Origin of the sequence: Prevotella sp. HMSC073D09 (assembly GCF_001814145.1) — a bacterium.
In the GTDB taxonomy this organism is placed as follows: domain Bacteria; phylum Bacteroidota; class Bacteroidia; order Bacteroidales; family Bacteroidaceae; genus Prevotella; species Prevotella conceptionensis.
The window spans coordinates 45,290-67,810 of sequence record NZ_KV815051.1; the positions used below are offsets into that span (position 1 = coordinate 45,290).

Below are 22,521 nucleotides of genomic sequence, written 5' to 3' on the forward strand. Positions count from 1 at the left end.
TTGCTGCAAATCACCCAAAAACGGGTGTTGGTGGTCGTCTGTTTAAATATATATTCATTTTGCCTGCATGCACAACTAACCCCTTTTTGCATCAAAACAAACCTTCGCGAGAATCGTTTTTTTGCGGCGAGGTTGGAGATTGGTTGGCAGAAAGGGCACTAATAATGTTAAATTTCTTACTGAAAACTAGACAAAGAAGATTATGCCGCATACAACGCGCAGAGGAAAATGGCACGGAAAACACATACGCTTGCTGCCGCCAACGTGGCGGTTGCAGGGATGCAGCTCTTGGCGAACGGAGGCAGCATCGAGGAAAAGCAGAAGTTATTTACCATTGACTGCCAGTTTTCAAACTTGTAGAGAAATGTATGGAATGACTTCTGCAAGGTCACATTTTGATTCCCAACCACGTTTTGTCACAAACAAATGAGTCAGAATTTCAGATTTTATCGTATCTTTGCCCAGTAATACATGAGCGGGGCGTTTATCTTGGCTTAACTGCACAAAGACAATGAACTCCTCTCAATTTATAGAAACATTAAAAGCCAGGGCAACTTCAATATGGAGACCAACCCCACGCCGCTAATTGTAAAATCTCTTTCAAGAATCATTCGCCGAACATTTTTGTTAAAACACAGCCTTGTATTGGTGAGCCTACAATGAACCAGGGAATAAGAGCATTAAATTAACAATCATACGGATAGCTAAATTGTATTAATTATGAACAGAAACATTCTTTTAGTTGGCCTGCTTTTTGCATTTGTGCCAACAAGTATCTTTGCACAAAAGCAGCGTTCGCAAGCATTCAGGGATAAGTACACCCTTAAAGAGGCTGTTATCCTTAGTAGGCACAACATACGTGCACCACTTTCTACAAAGGGAAGTTTGTTGGAACAAGTTACTACGCATCCTTGGTTCAAATGGACAGCAGGAGCCAGCGAACTAACAACTCGTGGGGGCGCATTGGAAAATCAGTTCGGCCTCTATTTCCGCAAATGGTCAGTAGATGCTGGTCTTTTCAAAGAGAACGCCACACCATCCCGCAACGAGGTAATCGTTTACGCTAACAGTATGCAGCGTTGTATTGCAACAGCCAATTATTTTACAACGGCACTTTTCCCTGTGGCCGACGTTCCTGTAAACCACCGTTTCGTGCCAAGCAAGATGGACCCCATCTTCTTCCCACAACTTACCAAGTCTAGCAAGTCGTTCAGGGCACAAGCCATGAAAGAGATTGCCGCCATGGGTGGAAAGAAAGGTATCGTAGGTATTAATGAAGGTTTGAAGGAAAGCTACGAAATTACAGCCAAGGTTCTCGACTTGAAGGATTCGCCTGCATGCAAGGAAAAGAATTTGTGCGCTTTCGACAACTACAACACTCAGCTTATTCTCGACAAAGGTGATGAACCACGCATGAAAGGTTCATTGAAAGATGCCACTACCTGCTCGGATGCGCTTATCCTGCAATTCTATGAAGAACCAGATGCCAAGAAAGCTGCCTTCGGACACGACATCACCCTCGACGATTGGACAAAGATTTCCAAGATTAAGGACGTTTACGGCGACGTGCTCTTCACAGCACCCGTAGTCGCTGTCAATGTGGCCCATCCACTTCTCGTCTACATGCGCGACGAACTAATGGATAAAGACCGCAAGCTGGCTTTCCTCTGTGGTCACGACTCTAACATTGCATCAGTAACGGCCGCTTTGGAAGTTGAACCATACGACCTACCCAATTCGATTGAGAAGAAAACGCCCATTGGCTGCAAGCTTGTTGTCGAAAAGTTTGAAGGAAAAGACGGAAAAATGTATTGCGACATCAACCTTACCTACCAGTCGACCGAACAGTTACGGTACATTGCGATGCTTAGTCTCGACAATCCCCCACAGATTTTCTCGCTTTCATTGAAAGGATTGCAGAAAAATGCAGACGGACTGTATCTGCTTAAAGATGTAGAGGGAAGATTTATGAAGGCCATTCGTGCCTACGACAAGATTGAGGACAAGCTTTAAAAGGCTCCTTAGATTTAAGAAACATGAAGAAGAAACTATTGCTCGCATTTGCTGCCTGCCTTTACATGGGGGCCGCAAGTGCACAAGAAAAGCTAGAAATTAAGGTTACGGGGCGCGCCCTCTTTGATGCAGCAACTTACACCCAAAACGCCCAAGCAAAGAGCGAAGACGGCAAGATGAACGAGGGTGTTGGCATGAGGGACATGCGCGTTGGCTTAAAAGCCACCTACGGCAAGTGGTATTTCCGTGGAGATGTTTCATACTCCAACAATAAGGTGTCCTTGAAAGATGTGTACTTACAATACAGTTTCAACGAGAACAACTTCTTGCGTGCCGGTCACTACACTGCACCATTCGGACTTTCGTCGGCTTATAGCTCGGCAAAGAAAGAGTATATGGACGAGCCTGAAGGCAACATCTACCAGCCGGGACGTCGCATTGGTGTGATGCACACCATTGCCAACCACAACCTGTGGCTCCAATATGGTGCATTTGCAGACAACTCGGCCCTAACAACCAGCACGGATAAGTCTGGTCCACAGGGCTACACGGTTTCTGGAAGGTTTGTCTATCGCCCCATCATGACCGATGCAGGCGGTTTCCATGTTGGTTTCAGTGGCATGCACGTTAAGGCAGAGGCCGTAAAGGAAGGCGAACATGCCCACATAAAATACGACAAGAAGTACCTAACAGCAGTAGACAAGCGTACTGCCACGGCTATTGACATTACTGATGCACGATGGGAAAACAAGTTCACAGCCGAGTTCCAAGGCATTTGGCACAACTACCAACTTAGCAGCCAATACTATTGGTCGCATATAAGCCGCGACGAAAACAAAAGCTACAATACAGATGGTTTCTACGTTTCGGCACGTGGCATCATCATCAACCCGGCAGACTACAAGTATAACTATGCGTGCTCTGGCGTTGACAATCCTGCCGACAAGAACCTTGAATTGATGTTAGGCTTTGGGTATCTGAACTTGAAGGATGCAAAAGCATTGGCCGATGCTCCAATAGCTGGCATGGCCAAGGCTGGTCGCATGTCCGACCTTAGTGCTGGTCTTTCATTCTTTTGGAACAAGTATGTCACCTTGCGCCTGAACTATCATTACATACATTCGCACACATGGAATCAACCCACTGCTAAGGTTGTGAATGTCGTACAGATGCGTGTTCAGTATATGTTCTAATTACGTAGTTTTAAAATCAGAAACATACAAAGCACGCTTCTCGTGCAACTAAGCTAGATTACGCCAGCTACCGTATAATGGCAGCTGGCGTATCGTTTTTTCATTAGCAGGCTTAAACAAATACAAAGGTTTAAATTCCATCGACAAACAATACATCGCGCATAGCAAACGACAAAATAACAAGAGAGGTTACACAGCTTGTGCACCTCTCTTATTATTATCCGCTCTACTTACAGAATTAATCCATATAGAATTGAATAGGGATATTAGCCGTCAAAGGCGAATGAGATTTCTTAACGGGAGCGTTTGTACAAACCTGCGGAATAATGCCATTGGTAGGCAAGAAACCATTTGGCAGATCCTTACGGTAAAGTACATCTTTGCGATAATGAGCCTCCGCTCCTTCGGCAATGCTCATACCAAGCATTCCACTTCGCCAATCCCCATCGTTGTCCACCTCATTCATCACATCCACAAGTTCAGCACAATCAGATGGGATAGCAACTTTTCCCGCTTGCATATCTTGCAATTGCTTAATCACGCGTTGCATCCACGCTTCGTTGCATTGATGCGCTTTGTCTACGGCAACGATGGTAATCGCATGGTAAGCCTCCTCTCCTTTATGGCCAGGTTTGTACAGTTCTGATTGTGCCGCTACAACTCCACGATACACAATTGGCCCCTCACAGTACTTTCTTCTCCACTTATCTTTGCCAAACCAAGGCACATTTCCTGCAACAGACTTGAAGAATTCACTCTCGGCACTACGGGGTGTCTTCATATAAGGTTCAAGCTTAGAGAGATTGGTACAATTCTCATGGTCATTTCGTATTTCCTCCTGCGTAGTACTCCTTGGATGCTAAAACATCACCCACTTACAACGAACGCCCGATTGATATTAACAATCGGGCGTTCGCTGTAAGTACAGCGTTCTTTCGCCTTATCTTTGATACTTAAAGCGTTTGATACTCTTCTTAGGCGTTTTCTCAAATTCTTCAGCATGGATTTCAATACTTGACAACTTACTATACGCAGGCAATATCGCGTTTAGTTGTTGACGGTTCTGTTCCATCAGGTTCACAAGGTCGTCGTTGTTCAATCCCAAGTTTTTAGCTTCATCAAAGTCGGGAAACACTAGGCCGACAAGCTTGTCGCCGTCTTGTACCACCACACTTTCAGTAACCATCGTCATCGAATTGAGCTTGTCTTCAATTTCCTCTGGGTAAATGTTTTGTCCATTCGACCCAAGCAGCATATTTTTAGAACGGCCTTTGATGAACACATTACCTTCGGCATCCATCAATCCGAGGTCGCCTGTGTGGTACCAACCATCCTTATCAAGCGTTTCGCGTGTTGCTTCTTCATTCTTGTAGTAGCCCAACATCACGTTCAAACCACGTGCTAAGATTTCGCCAGGTACGTTTTGTGGGTCGCTACTGTCTATCTTCACCTCCATGTGGACCACAGCTTTGCCGCACGATGTGGGAACAAAGTCCTTATAATCTGCATAAGTGATGATGGGTGCACATTCGGTTGCGCCATAACCAACGGTAAAGGGCAGGTCGATGCGTGTGAGGAAAGCCTCAACTTCGCGGTTGAACGCAGCTCCACCGATGATGATTTCATAGAATTCGCCACCAAAAGCCGCCGCCACTTGCTCTTTAATCTTTTGGTTTATCTTCTTGTTTATCACAGGCATATTGAGCAACAAGCGCATCTTGTTGTTCTGAATTTTCGGGAAAACACGTTTCCTAATAATCTTTTCGATAACCAACGGCACGGCGATAATCACCTTGGGCTTAATCTCTGCGAACGCTTGTGCGATGATTGCAGGACTAGGTATGCGATTGAGATAATAAATGTGACAGCCACAACAGAACTCGAAAATAAACTCGAACGCCATTCCGTACATGTGGGCCATAGGCAAAATGCTGATGATATGCGCACCAGGCGACACGTGCGAACCTAGCACGCCAATGGCGAAGTCTAAGTTGCTCCACAGTGCGCGGTAGGGAATCATCACACCTTTAGAAAAACCAGTAGTGCCGCTTGTGTAGTTGATAAGCGCCAGTTCGTTGGGGTTCTCCTCTATATAATAGTTCACATGCTCTTTACGGAAGTACTTAGGGTACTTCTTTCCAAACATCTCATTAAGGTGTTCGCGAGCATAAGTAAGCTTATCCGTACGCGAAAGTACCAACGAATAGTCGGGAATGTAGATGATACCTTCAAGTGCAGGCATCTTGGTGGCGTCTATCGTAGTGGCCACCACATCGCCCACAAAGAGCAACTTAGCCTCCGAGTGGTTCACGATGTTGTGCATTTGGTCGGCGGTAAACTCGTGTAGCACGGGTACGGCCACCGCTCCATAGGTGAGCGTTGCCAAAAAGGCCACCGCCCAGTTAGCGCTATTGCGCCCTGCAAGGGCAATCTTGTCGCCCTTTACTACCCCGCTGTTTTCGAAGAGAATGTGCAATTTCTCTATTTTACGCGCCACATCATGGTATTGTAGCGTTTGCCCTTTGAAGTCGGTCAGCGCATCAAGGTCCCAATGGTCTATGATGCTCTTCTGAACGCAGGCATTAAAGCTAGGTATCTTTTCCATATCTTGTTTGCTTTTAATCGTTATACTTGGTTTTGGTGCTAACCTTTAACCGCTATTCTCTGTTTATCGTTCTTTATTATAAATATAAAAAGGAGTCCGCATCACACGTTTTGGTAAAGGTAGCGTTTTATGCTACGCTTGGGGGTTTTCTCAAACTCTGTGTCGTGCAACTTAATGGCCGACAGCTTGCAGTAAGTGGGCAAGATGGTGTTCAACTCGTGTCGGTTCTGCTCCATAATGGCCTCCAACTCTTCGGGCGAGAGGTCAAGTGATGCAACTTCTTCCATTTCGGGGTACACCAAACCCACTAGTTTATCGCCCTTTTGTACCACAAGACTCTCGTTAACCAAGGTCATCGAGTTGAGTTTATCCTCAATTTCCTCCGGAAACACGTTCTGTCCATTCGAACCCAGCAGCATATTCTTAATGCGCCCGCGTATATAGATGTGTCCATCGGGGCTCATCGTAGCCAAGTCGCCCGTGTGATACCATCCGTCTTTGTCCAATACTAGCCTCGTTGCCTCCTCGTTTTTATAGTAACCCTGCATCACATTGATGCCCCGCGCCACTATTTCGCCTGGAACATTTAGTGGGTCGTTGCTCGCAATTTTTACCTCAACGTGTCGAACAGGCATGCCGCACGAACCTGCGGCAAACTGACTTTGGTCGGTAAAGGTTAATACTGGTGCGGTTTCGGTGGTGCCATACACCACCGTGATGGGGAAACCAATATCTGTAAGAAAGTCTTCTATCTCCTTATTAAGACTAGCACCGCCCACAATCACTTCGTAAACGTTTCCTCCGAAGAGGTCGCGAACCATCTGGCAAAGGCTGCTTTTCACCTTCTTACCTATCACCGGCATGCTAGTCAGCAACTTAATGCGGTTGTTTTGCACCTGCGGAAATATCTTCTTACGTATAATCTTGTCTACCATCAGCGGCACTGCCGAAACGATAGCGGGCTTTACTTCGGCCATAGCTTCAACGATGAGCGAGGGCGAAGGTTGACGGGTAAGGAAGTGGTTGTGCGCTCCAACGCAGAAAGCCAATAAAAACTCGAACATCTGCCCATACATGTGCGCCATAGGCAATATGCTCAATATGTTGCTACCTGCTGGCACGTGCGGTGCCAACTCGTGCATCACGAAGTCGAGATTACCCCACAACGCCCTATATGGCAACATCACACCCTTAGAAAAACCCGTTGTTCCACTGGTGTAATTGATGATGGCCAGCTCTTCGGCGTGGTCACAATGGTAAGCCACATGCTCCTTACGGAAGAACTTGGGATATTTGTTACCGAACAATTCATTAAGATGTTCGCGCGCAAACGACAGCTTTTCCGACTTGCACTGGCGCAACGAGAAATCGGGAAGGTAAACAATGGCCTCGATGTTAGGCGTCGGTTCCATCGTTAGGTATGGCGCAACAACATCGCCCACAAAGAGCAACTTCGACTCCGAGTGGTTAACAATGTTGTAAATCTGTTCGGGCGTAAACTCGCTTTGCACAGGAACAACTACCGCGCCGTAAGTGATAATGGCTAGATAAGCCACTGCCCAATGCGCACTATTTCGTCCGCAAAGTGCAATCTTGTCGCCTTTCACGATGCCGCCACTTTCGAACAGTATGTGTAACTTCTCTATTTTGCGTGCCACATCGTGGTATTGTAGCGTTTTCCCTTTATAGTCGGTAAGGGCATTAAGGTCCCAATGGTCCTTGATGCTCTTCTCGATATAGGCATTAAAGCTGGGTATTTGTTTCATTGCACATATTTCTTAATCTTGTGCAAAGATACAACGTTGTTTGCACATTCCCAAAACTTATGTGCAATTTGTGGTTTAATCTAGTAAATTCTTCTGCCGCAACTCGTTTGATCTGTGTTTTCTGTTTCGATGGAAACAGCAGCGCAAACATCATTTTAGCATCTGGCTAAGCCTACTTCCTTTCGTTCAGCAGTGCAATAAGCTCTTCACGCCTTTCGCAACTGAACACATGTACGCGGTTAGGCGTATGCACCACCACCATTTGGTCGCCGTTTTTTACGTATGCCCGATACCTTCCCAAGCTGCGATTATAAAACAAACCATAATGGCCAAAGAAGAAAGAGATGCCCCAAAGGCGCAAGTCCAGTCCTATTTCGTCTTTGGTCTCCACCTTGGTGATGACGTTTAGCGGTATTCGCACCTTACCTATCTGTCGATGAATAACAAGTGCAGCATTATCTATCGTTACTTTGCGTATCTGTATACAAAAGGCATAGAGCACCACAAAGACACAAGCGGCGAAGATAAGCAGATAGGTGAAGAAACGGCCCGAACCGAAATCGCTACGAACCATTCCGCCCATGCAGGCCATAAAGGCACCGTGCATAAGCACCATACCTATAATGGTGGTTACAAGTATGAACTTTGAGTAGGGCGAACGAAATGTCAATGTATTCATTTTTATTATCCGTTTTGTTTTATTTGGGTGTACAGGGTGGGCAGTTTAAATCTCGCTTAGTTCTAACCAGCGCATGCTCTTCTCGTCCAATTCATCTTTCAGCACGGGCAAGCGTTTGCTTTTCTCCGTTATTTCGACCACCGACAACGTGCCGCTAGAAAGTTGCGCCTCTATTTCGGCTTGCTCGGATTCAAGCGCGGCAATGTCTTTTCCCAACTGTTCGAACTCCGTTTTCTCCTTATAAGTTAGCTTGCGCTTGGTTTCGTTGCGATAGGCAGGTTTCTCTTTCTTCTCAACAGGCGCAGCCTTACTTTCTGCTTGCGATGACAATTGACTCCATTGGCGATACTGGGTATAGTTGCCAGGGAAGTCTTGTACCTCTCCCCCACCCTTAAACACCAAGAGATGGTCTACCACCTTATCCATAAAATAGCGGTCGTGGCTCACAATGATAACACAACCGGGGAAGTCTTGCAAATATTCTTCAAGCACTTGCAGCGTCTTAATGTCCAAGTCGTTTGTGGGTTCGTCTAGTACAAGGAAGTTGGGATTGCGCATCAACACCGTACAAAGGTACAATTTTCGTTTCTCGCCACCACTCAACTTATATACATAGTTATACTGTTCTTCGGGCGAAAACATAAAATGCTGCAAGAATTGAGATGCCGAAAGGTGTCGGCCACTGCCCAAATCAATATATTCGGCAATATCGGTAACAACGTCTATCACCTTTTTTTGTTCGTCAAACTTCAAGCCTTCTTGCGAGAAATAGCCAAAGCGAACGGTTTCGCCAATGTCGAAACGTCCGCCATCGGGTTGCACCTCGCCAAGCAACATCTTGATGAACGTAGACTTTCCCGTACCGTTATTACCCACAATACCCATCTTCTCGAAACGCGCGAAGTTGTAGTAAAAGTCGTGAAGGATAACTTTTTCGGGCGACCATGCTTTGGAAACATACTGGCATTCGAATATTTTAGAGCCAATATAAACATTGCTGCTTTTAAGGCGCACTTGCCTTTCTTCAATACGTTGCTTGGCCTTTGCCTCCAATTCGTAAAACGCATCTTCGCGATACTTTGCCTTATGGCCGCGCGCCTGTGGCTGTCGGCGCATCCAATCTAGTTCGCGCCGATACAAGTTGTTGGCATGTTGCACCTCGGCACGCGCATTGTCTAGTCGTGCTTGCCGCTTTTCCAAGTAATAGCCATAGTTCCCCTGATAGGTGTAGATGGTGTTATTGTCTAGTTCTACAATCAAGTTGCACACGCGGTCCAAAAAATATCGGTCGTGTGTAACCATGAGCAAGGTTTTGTTACCTCGCGAAAGAAATCCCTCCAACCATTCAATCATCTCCAAATCAAGGTGGTTGGTGGGTTCGTCTAGTATCAGGAAGTCGGGTTCGGTAATAAGCGTGTTTGCCAAAGCCACGCGCTTTTGCTGTCCGCCACTAAGCTCTCCCATCGGCTGGTTCAAGTCGGCAATTTTCAGTTGCGTAAGTATCTGCTTGGCTTTAAGCACTTTTTCCTCGTCGCCATGGTGGTTAAAACAGGCGTCAAGCACGGTTTCATTAGGGTCGAACGTGGGCGATTGCACCAAGCAAGCCACGCGTAAGCCGTTGCGATAGATAACCTCGCCACCGTCTTTACCCTCTTCGCCCATCAGTATAGACAGCAGCGTAGACTTCCCTGTCCCGTTTTGGGCAATCAGTCCTACGCGTTGTCCCTCGGCAATAGCGAACGAAATGTTTTCAAACAGCACCTTTGCACCAAATCTCTTGGTGAGGTTCTGCACGTCTAGCACAGGTTTCGGGTTTGCCATAAGTTTTATTGGGCCTCTATTTTCTTGTTTATTTCATCGATGTAGTTAAGCAGTTCTTCGCGTCCGATGCGCTTTTCCGAGCTGGTTATGAAGTAAGGCGGCAGTTCTTCCCACGAGTCTTCCAGCTGTTTCATCCACTTCTCGGCATTCTGTTTGGCCTTTACCAAACCCAGCTTGTCGGCCTTGGTAAACACGATGGTAAAGGGAACGCCACTCTCGCCAAGCCAATCAATGAACTCGCGATCTATCTTTTGCTGTTCGTGTCTGATGTCGATTAGCACAAAGAGGTTTACCAACTGCTCGCGTTGAAGGATGTAGCTAGAAATCATTTGTTGCAGTTTCTGCTGCACGGTTTTAGATCTCTTGGCAAATCCATAGCCAGGAAGGTCCACCAGATACCACGAATCGTTGATGATAAAATGGTTGATAAGTAGCGTTTTGCCAGGCGTGGCCGACGTTTTGGCCAAGCCCTTGTGGTTGCAAAGCATGTTTATGAGGCTCGACTTGCCCACGTTTGAACGGCCAATAAAGGCATACTCTATCTTGTTGTCTGTGGGACAAAGCCCTATCGAGGGGGCTGAAAGGGTGAAAGCCGACTTCTTGATGTCCATAAGTTCCGTAATTTTGTACCTTATATATATATAGGGTGATGATAGTTTGTGGGGCGTTACCCCATGCAAACAGCAAAAGGACGTATCCCATACATCTATAAATGGCATTGTATCAGCACGCGACGCCAGCCTTAACAACTGCCATATTCATTGCAAAGTTAGTGAAAACAATTGGTTTTCTTGCTTTTCGGGCAAGAAAACATAGTGCAGATAGGTATCAAATGGCTATCGAATGGCACTTCAATATAGACCCATCTATAACTAACGATAGATAAAAACTATATGATATACATTGGGGAATTAAGAATAAAAGCCTAACTTTGGAGAAATAAATCATGCAGATATGACCGTACAATATATCATCATCGCCGCCATTATAGCCATCGCCTTTGGCTATGCGGCTTATAAAATATACGAAACTGTTAGCAATGCAAACAGTCCTTGTGGGGGCTGTAAGGGCTGTTCTATGGGTGAACAGCAGCCCGAAAACGACCTGCCAGACAAGAAAAAACCTACTTGCGACCACAAAATGTAGAAAACATTTGGTGTTCCGAATAATTATCTATACCTTTGCATCGCATTTAACAAAAGGGTACCTTGGCCGATCGGTTAGGTAACGGTCTGCAAAACCGTGTAGGGCAGTTCGACTCTGCCAGGTACCTCAACAAAATGGGAAAGTTCTTCATTGAACTTTCCCGTTTTATTTTGATTTTAATTTACCCGATTGGCATTATTAAGGCTCAGCGGAAGATTATTAACGAAGTAATGCTTTGTTGAGCCATTTATAGCAGGTTGTAAGATTAGTGATATTGGCTCAACAATCAAACAAAATCTGCACAGGACAAAATGTCCGATTTGGTTTAAAACACAAGTCAAAATAAATTTCCAAAGGAAACCTTAAACCGGAATCGGTTATTACGTATTTTCAAAAGCAAAGTTCTAGGAAGTTCTTCCTTTATTATTTGAAATACGACCGGCGAGCTAACTCTTTGCGCGTGTTCAGCGTTTTCTTCAGCAAAATGAAAACGATTTATATAATTACCGATTTGGGTTACACATCAATTTGTCTTGGCTTTTAGTATTTTGGCCTATGAGTCTAGAATCATCGCAACAAAAACAGGTCTTGCACGCCTTTTAAGTAACGTACAAAACCTGTTCGGTACCGTTTAAAGTGACACTAGGGGCACTTTAAGTATCAAGCTTAGTCTAACCACTTCACGTAAGCGAAGTCTTGGCGATGTGGCAGAAGGTCGTTCTTGGGGTACATCCTCACACAACTTCTGTACGTACCAGCGTTAGAAGGCTCTATTTCGGCCTCGAAGGTGAAGAGGTTGCCCTCGCGTTTAACCATCTTAAACTGATGTGTGCTATACACTTCACGTTCTGAGTCGCTTTGTTCGTTGTTCAGCGAAACCAGCTCCAAACCTACGGCATCGTCCAAGCCTTGTTCATCGATAACGTAGGTTATCTTGTATTTCATACCCGTTTCGCCACCGTTCTCCAAGAATGAAGTTTCTTTGGAAACCACGTGGATGCCATCCCAGCGTTCGGCAACGGCCTCTTTCCACAGCGAAATCTTCTTGGCCAATTCGTTGTTGTTGGCCAACAGTTCGGCAGAACGCTTTGCCTGACGGTTGTAGAACTTGTCGAAGTAGTCGTCCAATTGACGTTTCATCGTATAGTGAGGTGCGATAGTGGCAATCGAATTCTTGATAACATGAATCCACTTCTCGCTATAACCTTTCTTGTTCTTCTTATAGTACATCGGGATAATCTCGTTTTCGAGCAATCCGTAGATGGTAGCTGCGTCGAGTTTATCTTGATACTCTTGGTTTTGATAGGTGCGTTTCTCGTCCAAAGCCCATCCTGCGCCTTCGCGGTAGCCTTCAACCCACCATCCGTCGAGTACAGAGAGGTTTACTACACCGTTTAGTTCGGCCTTCTCGCCCGAAGTTCCCGATGCCTCCAAGGGACGTGTGGGCGTGTTCATCCAAATGTCTACACCCGACACCAAGCGACGAGCCAACTGCATGTCGTAGTCTTCCAAGAAGATAATCTTGCCCAAGAACTCTGGACGTTGGCTTATCTCGAAAATACGCTTAATAAGACCTTGGCCTGCGCCGTCGGCGGGGTGAGCCTTACCAGAGAAGAAGAAGAGTACGGGATGTTCGGGGTCGTTAACAATCTTAGACAAGCGTTCAATGTCGGTAAAGAGCAAGTGTGCGCGCTTGTAAGTGGCAAAACGACGGCAGAAACCAATCATCAATGCGTTGGGGTTGATGCGTTCGAGCAGCGAAACAACACGTGAAGGGTCGCCTTGGTTTTTGAGCCACGTCTCGGTAAACATCTCGCGGATAAAACGAACAAGCTTGTTTTTCAACGCCATGCGCGTGTTCCAAATCTCCTCGTCGTCTACATTATAGATGGCATGCCAAATCTTTTCGTTGCTTTGGTCGGACATGAACGAAGGATCGAAGTACTTATCGTAAAGCTTACGCCATTCGGTAGCGGTCCAAGTGGGCAGGTGCACGCCATTGGTTACATAGCCCACGTGGTTTTCTTCGGGGTAATAGCCTTTCCAAATGGGGGCAAACATCTTTTGGCTAACCCATCCGTGCAGGCGACTAACGCCGTTAACCTCTTGGCAAGTGTTGCAAGCGAACACCGACATACAGAAACGTTCGTCGTGGTTGTTGGGGTTTTCGCGGCCCATACCGATAAACTCGTCCCACGAAATACCCAGACGTGAGGGATAGCCACCCATGTATTTGCCGAACAAATTCTCATCGAAATAGTCGTGTCCTGCAGGTACGGGCGTGTGAACGGTGTAGAGCGAAGAGGCGCGAACAAGCTCCATTGCCTCGTTGAAAGGCATTCCGCCATCAACGTAATCGCACAAACGTTGCAGGTTGCAGAGCGCGGCATGACCTTCGTTGCAGTGATAAATCTGCTTTTTGATACCCAGTTTCTTCAACGTTAAGATACCACCCATACCCAAAAGAATTTCTTGTTTCAGGCGGTTTTCGTTGTCGCCGCCATATAGGGCATGCGTAATGGGGCGGTCGTATTCAGAGTTCAGCTCGTTATCCGTGTCTAGCAGGTATAGGCTAATGCGCCCAACGTTCATGCGCCACACGTAAGCGTGAACCATGTAGTTCCTATAAGGAACGTCTACAACCACGGGATTGCCGTTCTCGTCTAGCTGTCTAACCAGCGGAAGTGAGTTAAAGTTCTGTGCGTCGTAGTTGGCAATCTGCTGTCCGTCCATGCTTAACGACTGCTTGAAGTAGCCATATCTGTACAAGAAACCAACGGCGCACATGTCTACGTTGCTGTCTGATGCCTCTTTAAGGTAGTCGCCGGCGAGCATACCCAAGCCACCCGAATAGATTTTAACCACTTGGTTGATGCCGTATTCCATGCTGAAATAAGCCACCGATGGGCGTTTGCTGTCGGGTTTTACATCCATATACTTGCGGAACATGGCGTACACGTCCTTCACTTTCTTCATCAGGGCCTTGTCCTTCACGATTTCTTCCTTACGGTCGTAGCTCAATCGTTCGAGCAACATCACGGGGTTGTGTCCCACTTTTTCGTAAAGCGTTTCGTCGAGGCTCTTCCACATGTTGCGTGCCTCATAGTTCCAAGCCCACCACATGTTGTGTGCAAGCTCGTCCAGACATTTCAGTTCTTCCGGCAGTCGCGACTTAATGGAAAGCTCTTTCCATACCGGATCATTTGAATAATCGGCTTTAATCTTCATAATTTCAGTTCAATTATTGAATAATGTTGTTTCTTCTTATTATTTTGTTCGTTCTTCCGCTTTTCTCAACGCCATGTCGTAAGCGTCTTCGTAATAGGCGATGAACTTTTTCCAAAGGGCTTTCTTCGAAAGGTTTCTTGCCTTTTCCCTTGCTTTCGCTACCTGTGTCTTGGTCAACAAGGCATAGTTTGCAACCGCATCCCTTATCTCATCGGCCACTTCGTGGTAGTTATAATCGGTGCGATGCACAACCTTTACGCCGTTTTCAAGGCTGTTTTCTGCCTTTTCGTCGGCCAAAACATGTTGTGCCCAGATGCCAAACCCAGCCAAATCGGTAGTAATGCAAGGTATGGAGAAAGCCACAGCTTCGAGAGGCGTGTAACCCCAAGGCTCGTAATACGAGGGGTAAACGCAGAGATCGTTACCAAGGATGAGGTCGTAATAAGGCATATTGAAGATACCATCGTTGCCGTTGAGGTAGCAAGGAACGAAAATTATCTTTACCTTATCCTGCTTGTTGTTCGCAAAATCCAACGAACGCATCATCGACAAGGCCTTGTCTTGGTCCATGTTATGTAACCAATGGGTGAGCATGGGCCAATGTAGGGGTGTGTCGAAAGTGGTATTGGCTTTTGCTTTCAAGCGTTCGGCGAGGTCTTCGCGTGCGTTTCCCACCCAAGCGGGCACATCTATAAAGGCCACAACCTTCTTGTTTAGCCGTTCGTCGAAACGCAAACGGTTCATGGCATCAATAAAAACGTCGATGCCTTTGTTTCTAAATTCGTATCGTCCACTAGTAGAAACGATGAGTGTATCGTCGCCGAAGGTGTCGCCCGTAAGACAATTAGCCACGTGTAACAATTCAGCACGTGCCCGTTTTCGCTTGGTTGTGAAGGCATTAGACTTCGGAACAAAGTCGTCTTCAAACCCATTTGGCAGCACCACATCTACCTCTTTGTCCAGTAGTTCGCGGCATTCGTTGGCCGTGATGTCGCTAACGGTGGTGAAACAGTCAACGTTCCATGCCGTTTGTTTCTCTATCGAATGCTTGCTTTGCATGTTTAATTCGTCGGCCATTTGGTCTCCGTTGTAGGCAAACAGATATTCGTAGAGGGGCTTGTTGTTGCCGGCAATACTTCGTCCGATGCTTGTTGCATGGGTTGTAAATATGGTTGCAACCGCTGGAAGGTGCTTTCTTACGTACAACAGGCCCAATCCGGCCATCCATTCGTTACCATGATACACCACTTTTTCGTTATTTTCCACTTGGTAACGGCAGAAACTCTCTACCACTTTGGCCGCAGCATACGAGAACATCGACGCCTCGTCGTAATCTCCATAGCCGTGCAAACTGTCCACTTGGAAGTCTTCCCACAGCTCCGTATATATTTTATCTTTCTCCGAAAAGAAGGGTTGAAAATCTACCAACACAGCAACAGGCGAGCCAGGAACATCCCAACGGCCCACCTTAACGTTCAAGCCATCCGTCCGAGCTTGCTTTACCCAATCGGCATAAAGGCTATTCACTTCCTGAAAACCTGTGTTCTCTCCATTCAAGAGCGGCCCTACGAAGATTATCCTGTCGGGCATTGCCGTCTGTAAAGTCCGTGCCCGTGTAGAAAGAACCGTGTAAATCCCGCCAACCTTGTTACATACTTCCCAACTTGATTCTAGAATATAGTCGGGGAATAGCTTTTTTCTATTCATTTATATATATAAAATATTATTGCAAAGATAGCATAAATTTTAGACAACGCCCAAGTTATAGTTCATTAATTTGCTAAAAGTTGGTATATACTTGATTTAGATTGGGTGGGCAAATGCACGTTAGGGCTTGTGTTAGAAAGCCCACAACTGGGATGTATTCGGCCTCCCTTATGTTCAAAATGCGCATATAACAAGGTGCTATAACCTGCCGACACAAGCCACACTCCTTACAACTGATTGCACAAGTCGGTGAAACTGGCTTGAAGATAGTTGGGGATAATCACCTTAGTATATTGATTTATCACCCCAACGGGGTTTGAAGTGGCCAGTCCCACAAGCGGCATACCAGCCGACTTAACAGATTTAAAGCCACTAGTACTATCTTCGAAAGCCACACACTCGGTGGGCCTCACCCCGAAATAGCTTGCTCCAAGCAGATAGCAATAGGGGTCGGGCTTGCTTTTGGCAAAGTCTTCGGCCGTGAAAACGTGGTCGAAAAGTGCCTTAAAGTTGGGATGTTGGTCATAAACCTGCTGCATTTTTTCTTTGTTGCTGCTTGTAACAACGGCCGTATTAACTTTAAGCTGATGCAATTGGGCAATGAAATCCTCAAAACCAAGTACATACTCAAACTGCATATTGCGCTCGAATGTGTTAAGTTCTGCCGTTATTTTATTCTGCAAATCGGGTTTGTCAGCAAAGTAACGCTCGTAAATCCATGTCAACGTTTGTCCTTTAATGCTGGTGGCCAATTGGGGTTCGTTGGGATAATGGCGTGCGAACACGGTGCTCCAAAACGCTGTATACTGTGGTTCTGTGTCGAAAACAACACCATCCAAATCAAAAAGAGCTGCTTTTTTGTAACTCATATTCTCTATGTTTTAAAGGAAAATCCATCATATCATCCTACACGTGGCCTGGTGCGATGTCATTGCAAACAAAGCCATAAAGCCTGCCCTACCCTTTCTTTACTTGCGAACATACATGCCGGCATTTAGGTTTGCGATAAATTTTTCGCCCTCTTCAAACCCCTCTTCGTAAAGCTTTTCCAGCTTGTTCGTGTCTTTTTCAATTCTGCCCACATCCATAGGGCGTTGCGGACGAATACAAACTATTCGCCCTTCGCGCTCCAAATCTTCGGCCAATTGCAGCTGTGCGTTGTACACTTCAAGCCTTCTGCTTAGTGCAACCCTCAGTCGCGGATACTTCTTATATATAAAATTAGGTATCTTATGGTCTTTTCCCGTAGCCCTAAACCCATAGTTGCGTGTCATCACCACCACGTTAAAGTCGTGTCCTGTGTCGATAGCTCGTTGCACGGGTATGCTGTCTACGATGCCGCCGTCAAGCATGGGAATGCCGTCTACCTCTACAATTTTACAAACAAAAGGTAAACTGCTCGATGCCCTAACCACATCAAGCGCGCGTTGCTTGTCGTTTTTCTCCGTCAGGTACATTGCACCGCCTGTCAAGCAGTTGGTAGTAACCATTTCGAATGTTGTTCGATTGCTGAAATAAGCATCGTAATCGAAAGGCAATAGCTCATTGGGAAACTTGTCGTACAGCAAGTCTTGGTCGAATATACAACCTTGCGTAACCAAGTGGCGTAATCCCAAATAATCGTAACGGGCCAGAAAGTCGATATTTGAAAGTCTTGCCCTTCTTGGTTGCCAGCTCATATACGACATGCCGTTGCAGGCTCCGGCGGACACTGCAACAACATAATTAAATCGCAAGCCATGTTTCATAAAAGCGTCTAAAACACCGCTGGTAAACACCCCGCGCATGCCTCCGCCTTCAAGGACTAAGCCCGTATTTGCCCCTATTTGCATAAAACACTTTAAATTTTAGGGGCAAAGTTAATAAAACATGCTCATTTTTTCATATCTTTGCGTACAAATGTTTTAAAACTAATTATCATGTTCAGCAAGGAAACTTACATCCGTAGGCGTACCGAACTTAAAAAGTTGGTACAAAGTGGTGTGATTGTCATTTTTGGCAACAACGAATCACCATGCAATTTTCCCAACAATGGATACTATCCATTCCGTCAAGACTCGTCGTTCCTCTACTATTTCGGCGTACAACGCGATGGACTTGTTGGAGTAATCGACATTGACAACAACGCCGACACACTCATTGGCGACGACATCGACATTGACGACATCGTGTGGTATGGGTCGGTTGACAGTGTAAAAGACTTGGCCGCGCAGGTGGGCGTAGAGCATTCGGCCCCTATGAAACACCTCAAAACCGTTTGCCACGATGCCATTAAGCAAAAACGGAAGATACATTTCTTGCCTCCCTATCGGCACGACATCAAGTTGCAGATATTCGATCTCCTAGGCATTCACCCCAACCAACAAAAGGATGCTGCCTCTATGCAACTTATCAACGCCGTGGTGAAAATGCGTTCGGTAAAAGAAGACCAAGAGATTGAAGAACTAGAAAGGGCCTCTGAGATTGGTTACCTGATGCACACCACAGCCATGAAACTGATAAAGCCTGGCGTAACAGAAAAATATGTGGCAGGACAAGTCAGCGGAATTGCCGGCTCGTACGGTGCAATGGTAAGTTTCCCGACAATCTTTTCGCAACACGGAGAAATTATGCACGGCAATCCTTCGATGGCCGTCCTAGAAGAAGGCAGGCTGGCCTTGTGCGATTGTGGTGCCGAAACGATTAACAACTATTGTTCGGACAACACGCGCACAATGCCCGTCAGCGGCAAGTTTACACAACGCCAATTGGAGATATACAGCATCGTTGAAGCCTGTCACGACCATGCCCTCGAGCTTTCTAAACCCGGCGTAAAGTATTACGATGTGCACATGGGTGTTTGCCGCATGATGACCGAACGCCTGAAAGAGCTGGGACTAATGAAGGGCGACACCGACGAGGCGTTGGCAGCTGGCGCACATGCCATGTTCCTGCCCCACGGACTTGGACACATGATGGGCATGGATGTGCACGACATGGAGGCCTTAGACCAAAAATATGTTGGCTACGACGAAGAAATACAGCCTTCTACCCAATTCGGCACCTCGGCCCTGCGCATGGCACGCCGCCTGGAAAAAGGATTCGTGGTTACGGATGAACCAGGAATATACTTCATTCCCGACCTTATCGACGATTGGCGAGCCAAAGGACACTGCAAAGACTTCCTTAACTTCGACCTCATCGAAACTTACAAAGACTTCGGCGGCATCAGATTGGAAGACGATGTGCTGATAACCGACAATGGTTGCCGCATGCTTGGCAAGCAAATCATACCCTACCACCCCAAAGACGTGGAAGAGTATATGGCCAAACACCGCGTGTAAGAACTACGCAAATGCCAGCAACGCCGGCACACACCTAAAAGGATGCCCACACGGGGGTGCGCCCTTGTGTGCGGCATCTCTTTATAAGGGCAGGCCAATGTCTTCGCTTATGCAACACAACTTTAAGCATACAAACAGCAAATAGTGGCAGCTCCGAACAAACATGGCCGCATTTATAATGCCCACAACATAACAAACAAACCTACCGCAAAAGCGGTTAAGAACATGGTTTCAATTAACAATTTAAATATTTAAAAACAAGCAGAACAATGAAAAAAGTATTCTTCGCTGTACTTGTTGCGCTCACTGCGACAGGTTTGAACGCTAAGACTCCTAAGACAAAAACCACCCCTACTAGGAGCAAACCCGTGTTTACGGTGGTAAAGGAGAACAAAATTACCAGTATCAAAGACCAAAACCGCAGTGGAACGTGCTGGGACTACGCCACGATGAGTTTCATCGAGAGCGAAATCCTACGCAAGTCGGGTAAGACCTACAACCTCAGCGAAATGTTTATCGCGAGCAAAAACTACATGGATCGTGCTGTTAAGTCCGTTAGAATGCACGGCGACGTGTCCTTCGCACAAGGCGGCAGCTTTGACGACCCCATCCACGTTATCAGGCAACACGGTATCGTTCCCGAAGAAGCAATGGCTTTGCCTGGCACAATGACGGGCGACTCGTTGGCCAACTTCGGCGAGTTTTTTAGTGTGATGTCGCCTTATGTGTCTGCCGTTGCTACAAGCAAGGCCAAGAAACTTTCTCCTGCATGGAAAAAAGGTTTGCAAGGCATTCTCGATGCGTACCTAGGCAAATGCCCTGAAAACTTCACTTACGAAGGAAAGAGCTACACGCCGCAATCGTTCGCAGAGAGTCTAGGCCTTGATTGGGACGATTATATCACCTTCACCAGCTACACCCACCATCCTTGGTACTCCAAATTTGCCGTAGAGGTGCAAGACAACTGGCGTTGGGCACAAAGCTACAACGTACCTATCGAAGACCTTACCCGCATTATCGACAATGCCATCATGAACGGCTACACCATTGGTTGGGGTGGCGACGTTACCGAAGATGGTTTCACTCGCAAAGGTTTGGGTATTGCTATCGATGCCAAGAAGGTGCGTTCGATGGCTGGAACAGATGCCGACCGCTGGTTTAAGCTTTCGCAAGACGAGAAGAAACACCGCTACGACTCGCTTGGCGTGAACGTTCCCGAACTTGTTCCCACACAAGCACTTCGCCAAGAGGCTTACGACAACTGGGAAACAACCGACGACCACGGCATGCACATCTTTGGCATTGCTAAGGACCAAAACGGAAAAGAATACTATATGGTGAAGAACTCGTGGGGTAAGTATGGCGACTATAAGGGCGTTTGGTACATGACCAAGGCTTACGTTGCCCTCAAAACGATGGACTTCATGGTAAATAAGAACGCCGTTCCTGCCGACTTGTTGCAGAAGATTGGCTTGTCGAAGTAATTCGAGTATAAAGGTACATTTACCTTTCCAAGTAAACAATCGTCTAGGCTGGGCTTGAAACATTTTCTTCTTGCCCGTCCTAGACGATTCTTTTTGTGCGCCAACAGATGGCGCATGCAGCATGGAGAACCGCATAAAGAAACAAACAGCAAATATCTCATCTGTTTTTTAGGCAGACTATCTCCCCTATCGGTTCATTACACAGAGCGAAACCGACTTGACTTTTAACATTTCTATAAATCGAGAGGAGTTTGTTGTCTTTGTGATGCCAACATAAGATAAACACTCCTCCCAGATACAAAGTGCAGAACAAATCAATTCACGGGCTTATAAACTCGCGAAAGCCCAACAACTTCCGAATACAACAACTCATCAAATTACAAACTCATCAACTCAAAAACTCATCAGCTCATCAACTCAAAAACTTATCAACTCACCAACTTATAAACTCACACACTCATCAACTTACAAAGTCATCAACTCAAAAACTCACCAACCCAAAACTAATCAACTCAAAAACTTAAATTATTACTTTTTATTTTACAATTCCACTCTGTTTTTCACTCCGTTCTAGCGAAGATATAGGCTATAAAGTGGGCAAATTACTACTATTTCTAGCCTTTCACGTCTTTCGATTTGTCTACTTTTAAGAATACTACCTGTGTTTTGCACCATTTTGCCTTTCTAGATTGGTCGTTGACTCATAATTTTTCATGCCCAAATACCCACTTTTAGCACCTAAAACCCCACTTTTTAACGGTTATTTTGCCCTTTTGAACCATGTTTTTGATGGTTCGAAGAGGTTTTGTCCATACCATTGCAGTGCATTTTTATGCACACCGTTACACATTTAGCAGCATTTTAGCTTGCGTTTTGCACCATTTTGCACGGCGTTTAGCACCATTTTACCTTGCATTTAGCACCAAAACGCATTCCATTTAGCACCAAAACGCACTCCATTTAGCGGCAAAACGCACTCTATTTTGCAGCAAATAGCCCCGAAAATGGTGCAAATGACGGTTCTTTGAAATAAATATTCATTTTGCCTGCATACACACACTAACCCTTTTTGCATCAAAACCAACCTTCGCGAGAATCGATTTTTTGCAAGATAGGCGGTTGGTGGACGAAAATGGCACTCATAATGTTAAATTTCTTACCAAAAACTAGACAAAAACAATTGCGCTGCGTACACGCGCGTGCTCAACGACACCTAATGCACGTGCGCTTACAACCGCCAGCGCGTGGGGTTGCAGGGCATGCAGCCCACGGCCAACGGAGGCAGCATCATGGAAACGCAGAAGTAATCTGCCATCGGCAGTCGGTTTTCTGGCTTGTAGGGAACGCATTGAATGACTTCCGCCTGGTCGTTTTTTGAGGCATAACCACATTTAGCCACAGACAAATGCAACAAAATTTCAGATATTTCATACCTTTATCCAGCACCTCGTACTTGAAAGGGAGTGTTTATCTTGGTTTTGAACCACAAAGAAAAGATAATAAACTCCTCTCAATTTATAGGAATAACCCGTTGGCGGAATAAAATCAAATCAATA

16 protein-coding genes and 1 tRNA gene are annotated in these 22,521 nt (G+C 46.0%); 7 read left to right on the plus strand and 10 right to left on the minus strand.

Annotation, left to right across the window (positions count from 1 at the left end):
- The 3 genes from HMPREF2955_RS16460 to HMPREF2955_RS02790 all read left to right on the plus strand — a co-directional run.
- Positions 1-338 (plus strand): hypothetical protein (locus HMPREF2955_RS16460; protein WP_210401264.1); only part of this gene is annotated, 338 nt, incomplete at its 5' end.
- A gap of 382 nt (positions 339-720) precedes the next feature.
- A complete protein-coding gene (locus HMPREF2955_RS02785) occupies positions 721-2,013 on the plus strand; it encodes a histidine-type phosphatase (protein WP_070720710.1) in 1,293 nt (430 codons plus the stop codon).
- 23 nt (positions 2,014-2,036) lie between these two features.
- Entirely contained in the window at positions 2,037-3,206 is a 1,170-nt protein-coding gene (locus HMPREF2955_RS02790; protein WP_070720713.1) for a porin, read from the plus strand.
- Positions 3,207-3,444: 238 nt separating this feature from the next.
- Here HMPREF2955_RS02790 and HMPREF2955_RS02795 read toward each other — a convergent pair whose 3' ends face one another.
- The 6 genes from HMPREF2955_RS02795 to yihA form a co-directional block, all read right to left on the minus strand.
- Positions 3,445-3,987 (minus strand): hypothetical protein, encoded by a 543-nt coding sequence (locus HMPREF2955_RS02795; RefSeq protein ID WP_070720716.1) that lies wholly within the window; start codon positions 3,985-3,987, stop codon positions 3,445-3,447.
- A 159-nt stretch (positions 3,988-4,146) separates the two neighbouring features.
- Positions 4,147-5,811, minus strand: a complete 1,665-nt coding sequence (locus tag HMPREF2955_RS02800) for an AMP-binding protein (protein WP_070720719.1) — start codon at positions 5,809-5,811, stop codon at positions 4,147-4,149.
- A gap of 101 nt (positions 5,812-5,912) precedes the next feature.
- Positions 5,913-7,577 carry an AMP-binding protein gene (locus HMPREF2955_RS02805; protein WP_070720722.1) on the minus strand — a complete coding sequence of 555 codons (1,665 nt, stop codon included), beginning with the start codon at positions 7,575-7,577 and terminating at the stop codon, positions 5,913-5,915.
- A 172-nt stretch (positions 7,578-7,749) separates the two neighbouring features.
- On the minus strand, positions 7,750-8,256 hold the full coding sequence (locus HMPREF2955_RS02810) for a PH domain-containing protein (RefSeq protein WP_070720726.1): 507 nt from the start codon (positions 8,254-8,256) through the stop codon (positions 7,750-7,752).
- Between the two features lie 45 nt (positions 8,257-8,301).
- Positions 8,302-10,077 (minus strand): ribosomal protection-like ABC-F family protein, encoded by a 1,776-nt coding sequence (gene abc-f / locus HMPREF2955_RS02815; RefSeq protein ID WP_070720731.1) that lies wholly within the window; start codon positions 10,075-10,077, stop codon positions 8,302-8,304.
- Between the two features lie 5 nt (positions 10,078-10,082).
- Complete coding sequence (gene yihA / locus HMPREF2955_RS02820; protein WP_070720733.1) at positions 10,083-10,688, minus strand: ribosome biogenesis GTP-binding protein YihA/YsxC; 606 nt, start codon at positions 10,686-10,688, stop codon at positions 10,083-10,085.
- Positions 10,689-11,031: 343 nt separating this feature from the next.
- Here yihA and HMPREF2955_RS02825 point away from each other — a divergent pair, with 343 nt between their 5' ends.
- Complete coding sequence (locus HMPREF2955_RS02825) at positions 11,032-11,223, plus strand: FeoB-associated Cys-rich membrane protein (protein WP_070720737.1); 192 nt, start codon at positions 11,032-11,034, stop codon at positions 11,221-11,223.
- A 56-nt stretch (positions 11,224-11,279) separates the two neighbouring features.
- Positions 11,280-11,350, plus strand: a tRNA-Cys gene (locus HMPREF2955_RS16115).
- 539 nt (positions 11,351-11,889) lie between these two features.
- Here the strand turns inward: HMPREF2955_RS16115 and glgP are convergent.
- From glgP to HMPREF2955_RS02850, 4 genes are all read right to left on the minus strand, one after another.
- Positions 11,890-14,451 (minus strand): alpha-glucan family phosphorylase, encoded by a 2,562-nt coding sequence (gene glgP / locus HMPREF2955_RS02835; protein WP_070720740.1) that lies wholly within the window; start codon positions 14,449-14,451, stop codon positions 11,890-11,892.
- A gap of 39 nt (positions 14,452-14,490) precedes the next feature.
- Positions 14,491-16,158, minus strand: coding sequence for a glycogen/starch synthase (locus tag HMPREF2955_RS02840; RefSeq protein ID WP_070720743.1), 1,668 nt, complete (start codon positions 16,156-16,158; stop codon positions 14,491-14,493).
- A gap of 227 nt (positions 16,159-16,385) precedes the next feature.
- Entirely contained in the window at positions 16,386-17,027 is a 642-nt protein-coding gene (locus HMPREF2955_RS02845) for an HAD family hydrolase (RefSeq protein WP_070720746.1), read from the minus strand.
- Between the two features lie 99 nt (positions 17,028-17,126).
- Complete coding sequence (locus HMPREF2955_RS02850) at positions 17,127-17,990, minus strand: patatin-like phospholipase family protein (RefSeq protein WP_009229480.1); 864 nt, start codon at positions 17,988-17,990, stop codon at positions 17,127-17,129.
- An 87-nt stretch (positions 17,991-18,077) separates the two neighbouring features.
- On the opposite strand from HMPREF2955_RS02850, the gene HMPREF2955_RS02855 reads away from it, so the two are divergent.
- On the plus strand, positions 18,078-19,481 hold the full coding sequence (locus tag HMPREF2955_RS02855) for an aminopeptidase P family protein (RefSeq protein ID WP_070720750.1): 1,404 nt from the start codon (positions 18,078-18,080) through the stop codon (positions 19,479-19,481).
- A 269-nt stretch (positions 19,482-19,750) separates the two neighbouring features.
- The gene (locus HMPREF2955_RS02860) at positions 19,751-20,965 is read left to right on the plus strand and encodes a C1 family peptidase (RefSeq protein WP_070720753.1); all 1,215 of its coding nucleotides are present in this window, start codon (positions 19,751-19,753) and stop codon (positions 20,963-20,965) included.
- The last annotated feature ends 1,556 nt before the right edge of the window (positions 20,966-22,521 follow it).

Coding starts and splice junctions, on each gene's coding strand:
- HMPREF2955_RS02800 (WP_070720719.1), bottom strand. CDS start 5,811: ATGGAAAAGATACCTAGCTTTAATGCCTGCGTTCAGAAGAGCATCATA.
- glgP (WP_070720740.1), bottom strand. CDS start 14,451: ATGAAGATTAAAGCCGATTATTCAAATGATCCGGTATGGAAAGAGCTT.
- HMPREF2955_RS02790 (WP_070720713.1), top strand. CDS start 2,037: ATGAAGAAGAAACTATTGCTCGCATTTGCTGCCTGCCTTTACATGGGG.
- HMPREF2955_RS02810 (WP_070720726.1), bottom strand. CDS start 8,256: ATGAATACATTGACATTTCGTTCGCCCTACTCAAAGTTCATACTTGTA.
- HMPREF2955_RS02845 (WP_070720746.1), bottom strand. CDS start 17,027: ATGAGTTACAAAAAAGCAGCTCTTTTTGATTTGGATGGTGTTGTTTTC.
- HMPREF2955_RS02795 (WP_070720716.1), bottom strand. CDS start 3,987: ATGAAGACACCCCGTAGTGCCGAGAGTGAATTCTTCAAGTCTGTTGCA.
- HMPREF2955_RS02805 (WP_070720722.1), bottom strand. CDS start 7,577: ATGAAACAAATACCCAGCTTTAATGCCTATATCGAGAAGAGCATCAAG.
- HMPREF2955_RS02825 (WP_070720737.1), top strand. CDS start 11,032: ATGACCGTACAATATATCATCATCGCCGCCATTATAGCCATCGCCTTT.
- yihA (WP_070720733.1), bottom strand. CDS start 10,688: ATGGACATCAAGAAGTCGGCTTTCACCCTTTCAGCCCCCTCGATAGGG.
- HMPREF2955_RS02785 (WP_070720710.1), top strand. CDS start 721: ATGAACAGAAACATTCTTTTAGTTGGCCTGCTTTTTGCATTTGTGCCA.
- abc-f (WP_070720731.1), bottom strand. CDS start 10,077: ATGGCAAACCCGAAACCTGTGCTAGACGTGCAGAACCTCACCAAGAGA.
- HMPREF2955_RS02840 (WP_070720743.1), bottom strand. CDS start 16,158: ATGAATAGAAAAAAGCTATTCCCCGACTATATTCTAGAATCAAGTTGG.
- HMPREF2955_RS02860 (WP_070720753.1), top strand. CDS start 19,751: ATGAAAAAAGTATTCTTCGCTGTACTTGTTGCGCTCACTGCGACAGGT.
- HMPREF2955_RS02855 (WP_070720750.1), top strand. CDS start 18,078: ATGTTCAGCAAGGAAACTTACATCCGTAGGCGTACCGAACTTAAAAAG.
- HMPREF2955_RS02850 (WP_009229480.1), bottom strand. CDS start 17,990: ATGCAAATAGGGGCAAATACGGGCTTAGTCCTTGAAGGCGGAGGCATG.